At 44.7% G+C, this 15,214-nt stretch carries 10 protein-coding genes; 5 read left to right on the top strand and 5 right to left on the bottom strand.

The window, feature by feature from the left end; translation table 11 throughout:
- Positions 1-44: 44 nt before the first annotated feature.
- From GTQ38_RS04175 to GTQ38_RS04160, 4 genes are all read right to left on the bottom strand, one after another.
- Positions 45-863, bottom strand: coding sequence for a mechanosensitive ion channel family protein (locus GTQ38_RS04175; protein ID WP_161434227.1), 819 nt, complete (start codon positions 861-863; stop codon positions 45-47).
- Between the two features lie 54 nt (positions 864-917).
- Positions 918-2,465 (bottom strand): alanine/glycine:cation symporter family protein, encoded by a 1,548-nt coding sequence (locus tag GTQ38_RS04170; protein ID WP_161434226.1) that lies wholly within the window; start codon positions 2,463-2,465, stop codon positions 918-920.
- A 180-nt stretch (positions 2,466-2,645) separates the two neighbouring features.
- The gene (locus GTQ38_RS04165) at positions 2,646-3,764 is read right to left on the bottom strand and encodes a helix-turn-helix domain-containing protein (protein ID WP_161434225.1); all 1,119 of its coding nucleotides are present in this window, start codon (positions 3,762-3,764) and stop codon (positions 2,646-2,648) included.
- Between the two features lie 71 nt (positions 3,765-3,835).
- Positions 3,836-4,294 (bottom strand): Lrp/AsnC family transcriptional regulator, encoded by a 459-nt coding sequence (locus tag GTQ38_RS04160; protein WP_161434224.1) that lies wholly within the window; start codon positions 4,292-4,294, stop codon positions 3,836-3,838.
- A 91-nt stretch (positions 4,295-4,385) separates the two neighbouring features.
- Between GTQ38_RS04160 and GTQ38_RS04155 the strand changes: the two genes are divergently transcribed.
- A complete protein-coding gene (locus tag GTQ38_RS04155) occupies positions 4,386-4,832 on the top strand; it encodes a hypothetical protein (RefSeq protein ID WP_317169039.1) in 447 nt (148 codons plus the stop codon).
- Positions 4,833-4,849: 17 nt separating this feature from the next.
- On the opposite strand, the gene GTQ38_RS04150 is transcribed toward GTQ38_RS04155, so the two are convergent.
- Positions 4,850-8,317, bottom strand: a complete 3,468-nt coding sequence (locus tag GTQ38_RS04150; protein WP_161434223.1) for a methylmalonyl-CoA mutase family protein — start codon at positions 8,315-8,317, stop codon at positions 4,850-4,852.
- Between the two features lie 142 nt (positions 8,318-8,459).
- Here GTQ38_RS04150 and purU point away from each other — a divergent pair, with 142 nt between their 5' ends.
- The 4 genes from purU to GTQ38_RS04130 all read left to right on the top strand — a co-directional run bounded on the left by purU (position 8,460) and on the right by GTQ38_RS04130 (position 15,211).
- Positions 8,460-9,308, top strand: coding sequence for a formyltetrahydrofolate deformylase (gene purU / locus GTQ38_RS04145; protein WP_161434222.1), 849 nt, complete (start codon positions 8,460-8,462; stop codon positions 9,306-9,308).
- A gap of 70 nt (positions 9,309-9,378) precedes the next feature.
- Positions 9,379-10,083 carry a DUF4197 domain-containing protein gene (locus GTQ38_RS04140; protein ID WP_161434221.1) on the top strand — a complete coding sequence of 235 codons (705 nt, stop codon included), beginning with the start codon at positions 9,379-9,381 and terminating at the stop codon, positions 10,081-10,083.
- 361 nt (positions 10,084-10,444) lie between these two features.
- On the top strand, positions 10,445-11,959 hold the full coding sequence (locus tag GTQ38_RS04135) for a helix-turn-helix domain-containing protein (RefSeq protein WP_161434220.1): 1,515 nt from the start codon (positions 10,445-10,447) through the stop codon (positions 11,957-11,959).
- A 234-nt stretch (positions 11,960-12,193) separates the two neighbouring features.
- Complete coding sequence (locus tag GTQ38_RS04130) at positions 12,194-15,211, top strand: SusC/RagA family TonB-linked outer membrane protein (protein WP_161434219.1); 3,018 nt, start codon at positions 12,194-12,196, stop codon at positions 15,209-15,211.
- The last annotated feature ends 3 nt before the right edge of the window (positions 15,212-15,214 follow it).

Raw genomic sequence — 15,214 nt, 5'->3', positions numbered from 1 at the left:
AGCATTCGATACATCAAAAATCCGGCCAAAATAAACACCTTGCATTACTCTCCGATAAGGCCCATCTCCACCCCCTCGGAATACGCAACTTTAACCTGGTATTGATTGAAAGCATTCTTTATCGCTTTGTTAGCGGCAAAGGTAACTTCCCAAAAGTCGTCCGGAATTACAAACGGACGTACAATAAGTTCTATGTTGTGGGACTCAAAATTCAAAATGCCAATTTCCGGAGCAGGATCCCTAAGGATCCTGGGGATATCTGAAAGCGCTTCAAGTATAATCTCCCTAACCTTCGGAAAACTCTCTTCATAAGGCATGGTAACCGTCAGTTCCAACCGGATCATGCCTTTTTCAGAATAATTGGTTACCACTGAATCCGTGACCATGGAATTAGGAATGATCAGGATCTTATTACCCGGAGTAAGCACATCAGTGCTGAAGATCCCTATCTCCTGTACCCTACCGAACTTATCCTCCAACTGTATCCAGTCACCAACCTTGTAGGGCTTTAGAGTCAGTATAAGTATTCCTGAAGCAAAATTCCCAAGACTACCCTGCAACGCCATTCCTATCGCGAACCCAGCCGCTGCCAGGATGGCAATCAGGCCGGTGAGGTCTGCACCTATAATTGTGGCGATAATGAATAAGACGGTACCTTTTAAAAGTACACTGACGGTAGAGGTTAAAAAAGGTCTGAGCGATTCCGAAAAACCGGCTTTCTGCAGCAATTTCCCTACCCAGTTCACCAGTTTCTTTACGATCTTGAATCCGATCCAGAGGATGAGAGCCGCGGCAATTATTTTGGGCAGGAAGAAAACGACCTTGTCCAGGGCTATCTGAAAATACTCGTTAAGTTTATCCATGTCCACGAGATAAAATAACTAATTAAATCTCTGAACCCCAAAAATAAAACCCTTTTATGCTACCCTTTTGATGGCCTTGTAATAGCGGTTCAATTCTTGTCTAACCTGGGGTACTAATATGAACAGACCGATCATATTCGGCACTAACATGGAAAAGATCATAGCGTCCGAAAAATCAGTTACAGCTTCAAGACCTGCAGCCGCACCAACGATCACAAAAAGACAAAATACAGTTTTGTAAATATACTCGGCATTTTTACTTCTTCCAAAGAGGTAAGACCATGCCTGATAGCCGTAATAAGACCATGAGATCATGGAGGAAAAAGCAAAGAGGATCACAGCAAATGAAAGGAGGAAAGGAAACCAGGAAACCGCGCTTTCCAGGGCATTAGCGGTAAGTACTACCCCTTGAGAGTCTGAAAGTTCCACACCTATAACTACCTGTCCTGTTATAATCAGAGCCAGGGCAGTCATTGTACAGACCACGACCGTATCTATAAAAGGCTCCAAAAGGGCGACCAGTCCTTCACTGGCAGCAAATCTTGTCCGGACCGCAGAGTGGGCAATAGAGGCAGAACCGATCCCGGCCTCGTTGGAAAAAGCAGCTCTTCTAAAACCCTGTATCAACACCCCGATAAAACCACCGGCCACACCTTCTCCGGTGAAAGCTCCCTTAAATATGGCCGAGAAGGCGTCTGGGATCGCGCTGTAATTAATACCGATAACACTTAATACAGCAACCACGTAAAGGACTACCATGGCCGGCACGATCTTGTCGGTAACCTTGGCGATCTTCTTTATTCCTCCTATGATCACAATAGCAACCAAAATTGCCATCAACAAACCAAAGACCCAACCGTATCCCTGCACAAAACTCGCTTCACCACCTGTTACGTATTGGAATAATTGAAAGGCCTGATTTACCTGAAACATATTTCCTCCTCCAAAGGACCCGCCTATGCACATGATCGAAAAAACCACTGCGAGGATCTTACCCAATCTTCCCAGTCCTTTGTCCTGAAGTCCTTTCCTGAGATAATACATGGGACCGCCATAGACCTTTCCGTTCTCATCAATTTCCCGGTATTTCACCCCAAGAGTGCACTCTACAAATTTGGAGGCCATTCCCAGAAAACCTACCAGTATCATCCAAAATGTAGCCCCGGGACCGCCCACAGACAGGGCAATAGCTACCCCAGCAATATTTCCAAGGCCTACGGTTGCGGAAAGCGCGGCAGTAAGCGCCTGAAAATGACTCACCTCACCTTGTTCTTCAGCCTGGGGTTTTGCCGAATCATCCACTGTTTTGTCCTCAGTTTCCAGTCCGTCATAATTACCGCGAATAATTCGCACAGAAGTTGCGAAACCAGTAAAATTTATTCCACGGAAGTAGGCCGTAAAAAAACTTGCGCCAAAAATAAGGACGATAAGCACCCAGGGCAAACCTACCGAGTCCGTTATTGGTATCTCCGCAAAAACGGCATCGACAAACCATCCGGTTGCCTTCTGAAAATTCTGGTTGATCTGCTCATCAAGGCCTTGCTGAGCATTGGTTGTTACGGGTAATAAGAGATATGCCCACAGTACGCTCTTCTTTCGCATCGCTAAAAATTTGAATTGGAGCGAATTTGGGCTTTTATCCGTTGGACTAAAAGGTTAAACAGTGTTCAAAATTTCAGGGAGTAATGTTTAAACACATACGTAAGTACAGGCTAAGACTATTGAAATAACGAGGACTTTGAATGAATCTTTGCAGCTGTTGTCAATGTCAAACAATGCACTTTATTTCTCATTCTCAATAGTAGCAAAACGTAGCAGATCATTGTCTCTGGCATACTGAATAAGCCGGGTTTTGCCTTCAGTCCCCTGGATATGAAGCACTTTTTTGATCTGATGGATGTGCGCCTGAAAGCCGTCAAGACTGATATGCATGGCTTGCGCTATCTCCGTATACGACTTGGCTTCTCCACAGACGCCCAGGTTCGCAAGCACTTCCTTTTGTCTATCCGACAAATTTGCCTGGGTGGCAGCGCGTAATTCCGTGACCTCTTCCTTGAGCCTGGAAATGGTATCCAAATGGCTGTCGTTGGCAAGTTGAAGCTTGCTGTTACTAAGCTCCAGGGTTTCGTTCCGCTTTGATATCCTGCTTAGCACACTTTGCTGGGCTTCTTTCTCCGAGAGGAATTTCCAGCTGTACAACAAAATGGAAAACAGCAGAATGAACAAAAACTTAAAGGAAATGGCCGTTACCGTTCCAAGCAGTGCCCAGGAAGACATTGGAATCGCTTGCGGTATCAATTCCTCCGGGATAATACGGTGTGTTACGGCAATAACGATAAGCACAAAAAGTCCGAAGCTTGGCAGATACATGAATTTCATTTTGCGGTTAGCAAAGGCCTTGTTCAACTCGTTAAGCAGCGCAAAAGCTACCACCAGGGAGATAGGGATGTCTATGAGCCATATCAGGGAGTTACTCATACCACTTACACCAAATGAAGTGGCGAGGAATACAAATGCAAGCATCAGCATGATCCCTCCAAAAATAAAATAGAATTCCCTTTCCGAAAAACGCTCCACAATTCGGATAACAATATTCCGGTCCGAAGAATGCTCAATGGATGGAAGGGATAATAAAATGAACATGGAATTTAAAAGGGAAACCAACACCCCGAGAAATATCAGAAGTTTATGGTTTGGGGGCCAACCCATAGCCAGAACAGCAAACAATTCGATCAGGGCTCCCAGACCCCAAATAAAAATTGCCAGGCCAAACCACATAATACCCTTTACGTCCTGGGGTTGCACTCTGGCCTTTTTTTCCTTGACATAGATCCGATGTATGACTACTGCAGTGATCAGGCATACGATTGCTGTTACGGTATCTTCAAGGGTCGCGAACATTGCGGCTGACTTATATCTTTAAATATAGCTAAAATGATCTTTCTGATGGGTCTGGCCCCTGCCTAAGCCTATCATACCGGACGTATGGGGCCATTAGACACGACTTCTGACAGAATGATATGAGTGGTAGTTTCCCCGTATTGGATCAGTTTGTCAATAAAGGTTTCCAGGTGCGCCTGGTCTTTGAGCACTACCTCCATCACTATGTTTACTTCTCCGGTGATACGATAGCAATTGGTAACTTCGGAAAGGGATTTTACCATCTCGAGGAAAGGCTTCAATTTACCCATGAACGCCTTTAGCGTAATGATAGCTTTCAACTGGTAGCCGGATTTGTTATAGGAAACATTGGCCGCATAGCCGGTCAATATCCCGAGGTCCTCCATTTTCTTAACACGCTCAGCCACTGCCGGAGGGGTCAGGCCCACTTTACGCCCTATACTGGCAAAAGATTCCCTGGAATTTTCCTGTAATAATTGCAAAATGGCCCAATTGAGCTCATCTATCTTTAAATTCGATGTTTTATCCACCAATAATTTGTGTTTTTAAAGTAAATCTACAAAAAAGCTATCGATTAAAAAGTGCCATTTTTGGATTTGGTCGTAATTTTATAAGACGAATTTGCTAAGAAAGAAAATGCCCTACGATAATTTAAGAACGATACCTGTTTACCGAAAAGCACTCGATCTCTGCGTCATGAGCCGGGAGATCGCGTCCTATGTAAGTTACAATCAAAACTTACTAAAGCTCTATCAATCAAATAGTTTGAAGGACCATATAGCGGATAGTCTCTTAACAGACACCATTCTGATATCCCAACAGATTGCCAAGGCTGAAACTTCTAAATCCCATACCGTAAGGATAAAAAGTGCGAATTTCATCAATGTAATGATACGGAATATCAATTCGTATTGTACGGGATTAGAAAAACAGGGGGTAAAAGAGAAAGAATACCTCAGCCTGCTAAGAGAAGAGATCCGCACCTTCAGAAAGTCCTTCAAGGCCTGGAGAAAATCCCTTGGCAATGGTAACGATAAGCTCCATTGGGGGTTTAACGATTTTTTGTAAAGGATCAGCTCCTGACCCTACATATTCCTGCGATACTGCCCACCAACTTCGAAAAGCGCTTTGGTGATTTGCCCCAAAGAGCAAACTTTTGTGGCTTCCATGAGCTGTTCAAACAGATTTTTATGCGCTATAGCGGTTTCCTGAAGCAAAGCAAGTTGATCTTTGGCTTCATCCTTATTTCTCAGATGCAGGCTCTCCAGGGTTTGTATTTGTTGTTTTTTCTCGTCTTCCGTGGCACGGATGACCTCAGCGGGTAAGACGGTAGGCGAGCCTTTGGAACTCAAAAAAGTATTTACCCCGATAATTGGATATGCTCCGGTATGCTTCAAAGTTTCGTAGTGCAAACTTTCTTCCTGGATCTTGGATCGCTGATACATGGTCTCCATGGCTCCTAGAACCCCACCTCTTTCAGTGATTCTGTCGAATTCGAGCAATACTGCTTCTTCTACCAGGTCCGTTAATTCTTCAATGATAAAGGACCCCTGAAGCGGATTTTCGTTCTTTGCCAGGCCCAACTCCTTGTTGATGATCAGCTGAATAGCCATGGCCCTGCGCACAGATTCTTCGGTAGGTGTAGTGATCGCTTCGTCGTAAGCGTTGGTGTGCAGGGAATTACAATTATCGTAAATAGCGTATAAGGCCTGAAGTGTGGTTCTTATGTCGTTAAAATCAATTTCCTGAGCGTGCAAACTTCTACCCGAGGTCTGGATATGGTATTTTAGCATCTGCGCCCTGGCGGAAGCTCCGTATTTCTCTTTCAGGGCCTTAGACCAAATCCTTCTGGCAACCCTCCCGATTACCGCGTACTCCGGATCCACGCCATTAGAAAAGAAAAAGGACAAGTTAGGACCGAATTTGTCAATGTCCATCCCCCGGCTCAGGAAATACTCTACATAGGTAAATCCGTTGGATAGCGTAAAGGCCAATTGCGTTATGGGATTCGCTCCGGCTTCAGCGATATGATAACCAGAGATGGAAACCGAATAAAAGTTCCTGACGCTCTGGTCTATAAAATACTCCTGAACATCGCCCATCAATCTCAGAGCGAATTCCGTTGAGAAAATACAGGTATTCTGAGCCTGGTCTTCCTTAAGGATATCTGCCTGAACAGTACCCCTTACCTGCCTTAGGGTTTGTGCCTTTATTTCCTCGTAAGTCTTAGCCGGGAGCACCATATCTCCGGTCAACCCGAGTAACATCAGTCCCAAACCATCATTTCCTTCAGGAAGCTCTCCGTGGTAAACAGGCCTTTTGGCCTTTTTTTCTTTGAAAAGCTTCTCTATTTTGGCCTCAACCTCCTGCTCAAGGCCGTTTTCCCTAATATATTTTTCGCAGTTCTGATCGATAGCGGCGTTTAGGAAGAAGCCCAATAGCATAGGGGCCGGCCCATTGATGGTCATACTCACCGAGGTCATTGGGTTGCTGAGATCAAAACCGGAATACAGCTTTTTTGCATCATCCAGGCAACAGATAGAGACCCCGGCATTCCCGATCTTTCCGTAGATATCCGGCCTGTGCCCGGGATCGTTCCCGTAAAGGGTAACCGAGTCAAATGCCGTGGACAATCTTTTGGCGGGCATATCCAGGCTTACGTAATGAAACCTTCTATTCGTCCGTTCCGGTCCTCCTTCTCCTGCAAACATACGCGTAGGATCTTCCCCGGTTCGCTTAAATGGGTATAAACCTGAAGTAAATGGAAAAGAGCCGGGCACATTTTCCTGAAGACTCCATAAAAGCAAGTCTCCCCATGCCCTGTATTTTGGCAAGGCAACCTTTGGTATTCGCGAATGGGACAATGACTCGGTAGTGGTGTCCATCTTAATGTTCTTGCCACGGACCTTGAAATCAAACTGATCCTGAGCATAGCGGTTTTGCTGTTCGCTCCAGTTTAAGATGGTTTCCCAGTTGTATGGGTCAAGGTCCAGCTTGATCCTTTCGAATTCCTTGAAAAGCTCCCCTAACAATGCGGTATTGATATCCTTCGGGGCCGCAGCTATGATCTTCTTCTGTTGAAGTCCGTTGGCGTCCAAAAAGGAAGGGCTCTCATTATCATCCCGCTCATTCCCGATATGGCTAACAGACATAACCGTTTGGTAGATGCCGTATAGACGCTGTGCTACCAGACTTTGCTGTTTTGATTTGTCGTCATAGGCTCGGTTGTTTTCGGATATTTCGGAAAGGTAGCGCGTTCTTGCAGGTGGGATCACATACCTTTTTTCCGACATTTCATCGCTCAATTCCAATTTACTTTGCAGTCCGGCATTGGTTTTTGCATCCAGCTTTTCCATAAGCCGGGTATACAAAAGATTCATGCCCGGGTCGTTGAACTGCGAGGCTATAGTACCATATACGGGCAGAGATTCGTCTTCCTCTTCCCATAGTCCATGATTGCGTACGTATTGCTTGCGGACATCCCTGAGGGCGTCCAATGCTCCGCGCTTATCAAACTTGTTTATCGCCACCAGGTCGGCAAAATCAAGCATGTCTATTTTTTCCAGTTGTGTGGCCGCACCGAACTCCGGGGTCATAACGTATAGAGAAACGTCGCTGTGTTCTATGATCTCCGTATCCGATTGGCCTATACCTGAGGTCTCCAGAATAATAAGGTCGAAGGCAGCGGCTTTTAGAACCCTGACGGCTTCACTCACATATTTAGAAAGGGCCAGGTTGGATTGCCTAGTGGCCAGTGAGCGCATATAAACCCGCTCGTTATTAATGGCATTCATCCGTATCCGGTCTCCCAGCAAAGCCCCGCCGGTTTTCCGCTTGGACGGGTCAACAGAAATAATCCCGATATGCTTATCGGGAAAATCCATCAAAAATCGGCGCACTAACTCGTCTACAAGGCTCGACTTACCAGCTCCACCTGTGCCGGTAATACCCAGTACAGGAGGTTCTTTTGGACTATTTTCGAGGGAATTGAAGTGTTTTTCGAATTCTTCCGGTCTGTTCTCAGCCAGGCTGATCAAACGAGCCAGCACACCCGCTTGTTTTTCTTCCAGACATTGCTTCAACTTCTTCGCTTTTGGCAGACAGAGTTCCGGCACCTCGGTATCACTTTGGATCACCAGGTCGTTTATCATACCCTGAAGTCCCATCTTCCTGCCGTCATCCGGGGAATAGATTCGGGTGATACCATACTTCATTAGTGCTTCTATCTCTTTGGGAAGTATCACCCCTCCGCCACCTCCAAAGATCTTGATATGCCCGGCCCCTCGTTCCTGGAGCAGGTCGTACATATATTTGAAATATTCATTATGCCCACCCTGGTAAGAGGTCATGGCAATGGCATTGACATCTTCCTGGATCGCGCAATCTACTACCTCAGCGACGCTTCTGTCGTGTCCCAGGTGGATGACCTCCACTCCGGTAGCCTGTATAATCCGTCGCATGATGTTTATTGCGGCATCGTGCCCGTCGAACAAGGAGGCTGCGGTAACAATTCTAATCTTATTTTTTGGCTTATACGGCTTTTCTTGCTTCATTAACAATAAATGGTCAATTTAGAGGGTGCAATTTACGGAAAATGCAAAAAAAATAACCTTATTATCAGAATTTTATAAAAATATTTGCCTTTGACTACCGTAGATTCTTTATGCTATAATTTTACACCCTAAAAGTACGATTTTGAAAGCAACCATACTCATTCACTGTCCGGATCAGGCAGGTATTATCAGCGCGGTTACCGGCTTTATCCATGCCCAGGGCGGGAATATCACCTACCTGGACCAACATGTTGACAAAGAAGTTGGTGTATTTTTTATGCGGTTGGAGTGCGAATTCGAAGGGCAGTCGCTGCCTTGGGATTTTGAGAAGAGCTTTTCTGAGCAGCTGGCCGGGCCTTACAATATGGAATGGAATCTGAATCTGGATCACTTAAGACCCAGAATGGCCTTGTTTGTTTCCAGGTACGATCACTGCCTTTACGATCTTCTAAGCAGGTTCAGTTCCGGAGAAAAGGTGGTTGAGATCCCTTTTATTTTGAGCAACCATCTGGATCTGGAATATATTGCAAAGCAATTTGACATTCCTTTTTACCATATTCCCGTGACCCGTGATACCAAAGCTAAGGCGGAAGACCGGCAGCTGGAATTGCTGAAGGAATATAAGATTGACTTCATCGTGCTAGCTCGTTATATGCAGATCGTGACCTCAAAGATCATCAGTGAGTTCCCGTATAGAATAATTAATATTCACCACTCTTTTCTTCCCGCTTTTGCAGGAGCAAAACCTTATCATGCGGCTTTTGAGCGTGGTGTCAAGATCATAGGCGCTACCAGCCATTACGTTACGGAGGAGTTAGATGCCGGCCCTATCATTGAACAGGATGTTACACCGGTTTCACACGCGCATACTGTTAAGGACTTCATTGCCAAGGGAAGGGACCTGGAAAAGATAGTGCTGGCCAGAGCAGTGCACTTACATATTGATCGCAAGACCATGGTATACAACAATAAAACGGTCATTTTTTCCTAGTTCTACTCCGGCTATACTAAGAATTAAGTCCTTCACAAAACAATTCCTCATATACAGACGTTCTATGTCTATGAAAAAGCTATTCCTCATTCTATTGGTATTGACCGCCACGGCCTGTGGCGAATTACAACAGGTTGTAAATCAGCTTCCCGGCGGAGGTGCCCCGATTACAAATGCCGAAATTGCTAACGGCCTCAGGGAGGCGCTGCAGATGGGTATTGACAAGCAGGTGAGCAAACTCACCGCAGTTGATGGCTTCTATAAAAACCAGTTGGTGAAGATCCTCTTACCCGAGGAACTTCAGAAAGTGGATAAGACTCTTAGGGATATCGGACTCGGTAAACTTGCGGACGAAGGGCTGCTGCTGCTCAATCGGGCAGCAGAAAAAGCCGTAGGAGAAGCCACGCCCATTTTTGTGGATGCAGTAAAGGGTATTACGTTCAATGATGCCAGGAATATATTACTGGGTACTCAGGACGCGGCTACACAGTATCTATCCGGTAAAACCAGGGACCCGCTCTATGCCAGGTTCAATCCGGTGATCCAGAGCTCATTTAAGAAAGTTGGTGCGGATCAGGTCTGGAGCAAACTGATTACCAGGTACAACACAATCCCTCTGGTAAAACCTGTAAATCCAGATCTTACAGACTATGTAACCACCGAAGCGCTCAAGGGGGTTTTTACGATGATAGCGGTAGAGGAAAAAGCGATTCGCGATCAGGTTTCTTCAAGGACGACCACCTTACTTCAAAGGGTTTTTGCCTTGCAGGATTAAAGGGCGAAAATTCCTAATAATCACCACAATATACCTGGGATTTCCCCGTTTAAAATATAACTGTTAAAATTTTTTCCCGACTGGAAAAGGCTTTACAGTTTCAATACCGAATTATTTGAGTTAGTATTTTTTGAGTTAGTTAGTTTTAAACCCCGACCTGCCGGTCGGGGTTTTTTGTTAACATATTCTCTGTATTCTTCCATATTATTGATAATTATCCTATTTAGCTGGTTACAAGGGGATTCCGGCCACTTCTAAAAGGTAAATTATTATCGGGGCTTACCTTTTTTAAGAGAAATTTAAGATTTCTGGGCACATATATTAACTAATTTCATGCAAACGCTAATTCATCAATCACTAAATGGGACGGGTTCGCCTTGTTTTATTGTTTCTTTTCTATGTCGGATATGGTTATCCTATAGCCCCGATAGGAAATGCAGATTATTTTGGCGAAAGTTTTCAAAATAATATTCAAAGCCTGGCTGAGGCCGATCTTATTCAACCCCCTGTTGTAAACAAAAAACCCGTACCATCCCTCAAAGCCGCACTTCCAGGCGCATCAGGAGACAGTGCCAAGATCTACAGAAACATGGCGCTTAGCGCTGCAAGCCTGGGAAAAGCAAGCGAGGCGGCAGATCATATAGAACGCTACTTTTTAAAGGAATTCAACACGAGTTTCCTCTATAGTGAAGGCTTTACCACAATTCAAAAGGCCCCTGAATTCAAAGAGGTGATCAGGAAATATACCCCAAAGATAAACGGCTGGGCCTTAGTGTATTTATACGTTGCGTTTGTCGGCTTTTACATTGCCGTGGTGATCAACTTTAACCGAAAGATCGACTTCGTAGCCCGGATACTGATCAGCCTGTTTGTTTTCATTCACTCCTTCTTCATTTTTCATATCTGCCTGCTGATCACGAATTATCAGTATGAGTTCCCACATTCTTATTTGATGTCGACGGTATTTATATTTCTGTATGGCCCACTGCTATACTTTTATTTTAAGCGAATCACGCAGCAGCATAAATTCAAGAAAATAGACCTACTACATCTGTTGCCCACAGTGTTGTTCCTTTTTTATATACTGCCTATTTACGCCTTGCCGGCAGACGATAAACTACAGTTGATGCTGGAACGTACCATTGCCGGTTACAATCCTGGAGACTCCTCCTACCTGGTCATCCTTGTCTCCCTAAAGCTACTGTCTTTAGGCATTTACGCGTTCTTTATCCGCAAGCTCTATTTGAAGAGCAAGCAGGAACAGGAGTTACCGACGGAGAACAGGATCTGGCAGCGCAATATCTATTTTATTCATGTATTCTACATTATTACCTATGCCGTATACGGAACTTTAATAACCAATCATATCAATTCGGGATTCTTCTACCACATGCAGGTAATCAGTATGGCACTTATGGTTTTGTATATCGGCTATTCCGCCAATGTGCAACCAAATGTTTTCAGCGGAACCTTCGCCTATAAGAATCCTCTATTCTTTAAGTACAAAAAGTCCGGCCTCACCAGCAGTTTATCCATAGAACTGAAGGATCAGCTCATAGCCCTTTTCGAAATGGAAAAGATCTACAAAGAGAGCGATATCAGCTTGGAATTATTGGCCTCCAGATTAAACACTACAAGACACAACGCTTCACAGGTGATCAACGAACACTTTGAGATGAGTTTCCATGAACTTATCAACAAGTACAGGATTGAAGAAGCCAAGAAAATCCTGGATAGTGATCGCAAGAAGAATTTAAATATCATAGATATTGCTTATGAAGTCGGTTACAACAATAAAGTAACTTTTAATAAAGCCTTCAAAAAAGATACTCAACTGACTCCCAGTGAGTACCAAAAGATCTACGTCAGGTCGTAAAACGTAAAAGAAGCGTAAACTTTCATCGGCTAAGTAAACGTTTATAAGACTTTCCTCCAATTTCTGGTACAGCCCGTTACTTTGACGCCATAACTAGCTAATGTAAATAATGCAGCTCTGAAAAAGTATCCTTAAAGACACTACTTTGGTCTCATTTTTTTGGGTATTTATTTGAATTAGTCATCAATACCTTTCAGGGCTGCCACTTACATTATAACTCAAACTTTAATTCGTATGAAAAAAAAATGTAACTGGCTGTGCTTGTTATTCCTCATGGGGATGACACTTTCTTTTGCACAAGAAAAAACAATTACAGGTCTGGTCACAGACCAAAACAACATTCCCCTACCCGGGGTCAACATTGTGATCAAGGGTACGACAACCGGGACTCAATCGGATTTTGACGGGAATTATGCCATTAGCGCGAGCGAGGGCGATGTATTGGTCTTTTCCTATTTAGGTCAACGTACCACGGAACGGACTGTGGGAGCTTCCAGCACCTTAAATGTACAAATGGAGGAGGACGCTCAGGCACTGGAAGAAGTAGTAGTCATCGGTTATGGTAACCAGGAAGAACGAAAGATCATCCAGAACGTAGGTATTGTTAAGGAAGAAGCCATAGAGAATCTGCAGGTAGTATCTGCGGATCAGCTGCTTCAGGGACAATCCGCCGGTACCCAGATCGTAAATGCCTCTGGGGTTATCGGTTCTGCGGCTGTGATCAGGGTGCGAGGTGTAAACTCCATTAACTCCGGTAGTCAGCCCCTTATCGTGATCGACGGGGTTCCTATCACAGATACTGAAGGAAATACATTAAACAGGGGTGGTAATACAGATATCAACCCCCTCTCTTATGTAAACCCTAATGATATAGAGTCGCTTACTGTACTTAAGGATGCAGGGGCAACTTCTATTTACGGGTCAAGGGGTGCAAACGGGGTTATTCTGATCACCACTAAAAAAGGTAGAAGAAATTCCAAAACTACCGTTACCCTGGATGTAAACACTCAGTTTTCAGAATCTACCGATGTACCGGAAATACTGACGGCCGATGAATTCAGACAATTCAAATCCGAAGTAGCTACGCTGCAACAGGGAACCCCGGTTTCTCCGGAAGACCTGGGACTTGGATCCATCGGAGATCCTGGTACTGACTGGCTTGGAGGAGTACAGCGTACAGGAATTTCTCAGAACTACAATCTCGGAGTACGAGGAGGTGGAGAAAAAAGCTCATTCTTCTTCGGACTTGACTATTCGGACCGGGAAGGATTTATCATAGGTAACGACCAGCAGCGAGCTGCCGCTCGGATTAATATTGACACAGATGTGACAGATTGGTTAAAGGCCGGCATGAACCTTGGGGTTACCAATAACAGACTGGCAAGGGTTTTTATTGAGAATGAGATCGATGCGCCGTTTACAACTGCTTTCCTGCAAAGTCCGGTAGTAAGGGCTTTTGACGACGAGGGCAACTTTGTACAATCCGGTTCCTTTATCCCTAATATCTTCGCCCGTGTAGCATTAGACGACAGGGAGTTAAAAACATTCAGGGTCATCGGAAACGCCTTTACAGAAGTTACTCCGCTACCTGGCCTTACCTGGCGTTCGGAATTCGGTATGGACCGTCTGGACACTGAAGAAACTACTAGAGAAGCGGAATTCAACAGTCCTGGTGGACTTGGTCAGCAGGTAAGTGTACGTGAAGAGCGATGGTTGACCAACCAAACGCTAAATTATACGAACACCTTTGGAGATGATCATAATTTAAACGTATTATTAGGTCTTAACTACGAAGAGACCATGAGAACCCGTCTGAATGTATTCTCTACAGGTTTCCTTACAGACGACCTTAGAAATCTTGGTTCCGGTTCTACACCAACAGTATTAAACGGAGATCGTTTCCCATCAAGGCTTTTTGGTCTTTTTAGCAGGGTCTCCTATGACTATAAAGGAAAGTACCTAGTAGAAGGATCTATAAGACGTGACGGTTCTTCTCGATTCGGGGCAAATAATAGATTCGGTTATTTCTGGTCTGCAGCTGCAGGTTGGATCCTTTCCGAGGAAACATTCATCAAAGACCTTAACTTCTTTGATTATTTGTCTTTGAGAGCAAGTATCGGTACTGTAGGTAATGACCGTTTAGGGACCTTCCCATCTTTGGCACTTTACAGTGCTGGAGCGATTGCGGATTACACCGGTCAGTCCGGGATTATTCCAGGGCAACCTGCCAATCCGGACCTGAAATGGGAGGAAAGTGAGACTTTGGATATCGGATTCAAGTCTACCATGTTTAGTGGAAGACTGAATTTCAATGTTTCTTACTTTAAGAAAACGACCAGCGACCTGCTACTTAACCAGGTGCTTCCTCCACAAACCGGATTTGCAACCATTAGTCGGAATATCGGTGAGATGGAAAACTCAGGATGGGAGTTTGACCTTAGCGGTGTGATCGCGCAGACAGAAAACTTCAACTGGCGTTTAAATTTCAACCTTACTACCATAGATAATGAGGTTCTTAAACTCAATGAAGATGCTGCTACAGATGCGCAAGGCAGAAGGATTATTGATGGTCCTATACAGAGGGCAATCGAAGGAGAATCGTTGAATAACTTCTTCCTGATCCGATATGTAGGCGTTAACCCGCAAACGGGAGATGCAGAATGGCTGGATGTAAACGGTAATATTACAACCAATCCGGGGTCTGCGGACAGGGTGGTAACAGGAAGCCCGCTACCTGATTTTTCCGGTGGTATCACGAATACCATCCGATGGGGGGATTTTGACCTTTCTGTGCTGATGAACTACTCTTACGGAAACGATGTGGTTATCGATGGTTTGCGATTTGCGGACGGTAATGACGCTATCGGGGGTATTGTAAATATCAGAAGGCAGAACCTGAACTACTGGAGACAACCTGGAGACAATGCTTTCCTACCCAGTCCGACAAGTTCTACCTTTAATCTGTTTAACCAGCGTTCTACACAACAACAATTGGATGCTTCTTATCTGCGACTTAAAAACGTAACTTTAGGCTACAGTTTGCCACAGAAGGTGCTTGATCGACTAGGAGGTATATTTTCAGGTGTCCGTTTCTACGGAACTGCCACCAACCTCTTTACTATTAAGCGAAGTGAAATGGAAGGAATTGACCCGGAAGTAACGGATGATATCGATCCACTATTCCAGGGTGAGTCTTTCTTCACCGCACCTCAGGCAAAAACCTATTCATTAGGAGCCAGAATACAGTTTTAATTC

The sequence above is a fragment of the Poritiphilus flavus genome, from assembly GCF_009901585.1.
In the GTDB taxonomy this organism is placed as follows: domain Bacteria; phylum Bacteroidota; class Bacteroidia; order Flavobacteriales; family Flavobacteriaceae; genus Poritiphilus; species Poritiphilus flavus.
The sequence above is the reverse complement of the archived record's forward strand: the minus strand, read 5'-3'. Positions and strand labels throughout refer to the sequence as shown.

What these genes read in the sequence shown, in the direction of transcription:
- GTQ38_RS04170 (WP_161434226.1), bottom strand. Translation starts at nt 2,465, where the DNA reads ATGCGAAAGAAGAGCGTACTGTGGGCATATCTCTTATTACCCGTAACA.
- GTQ38_RS04150 (WP_161434223.1), bottom strand. Translation starts at nt 8,317, where the DNA reads ATGAAGCAAGAAAAGCCGTATAAGCCAAAAAATAAGATTAGAATTGTT.
- GTQ38_RS04175 (WP_161434227.1), bottom strand. Translation starts at nt 863, where the DNA reads ATGGATAAACTTAACGAGTATTTTCAGATAGCCCTGGACAAGGTCGTT.
- GTQ38_RS04130 (WP_161434219.1), top strand. Translation starts at nt 12,194, where the DNA reads ATGAAAAAAAAATGTAACTGGCTGTGCTTGTTATTCCTCATGGGGATG.
- GTQ38_RS04140 (WP_161434221.1), top strand. Translation starts at nt 9,379, where the DNA reads ATGAAAAAGCTATTCCTCATTCTATTGGTATTGACCGCCACGGCCTGT.
- GTQ38_RS04135 (WP_161434220.1), top strand. Translation starts at nt 10,445, where the DNA reads ATGGGACGGGTTCGCCTTGTTTTATTGTTTCTTTTCTATGTCGGATAT.
- GTQ38_RS04165 (WP_161434225.1), bottom strand. Translation starts at nt 3,764, where the DNA reads ATGTTCGCGACCCTTGAAGATACCGTAACAGCAATCGTATGCCTGATC.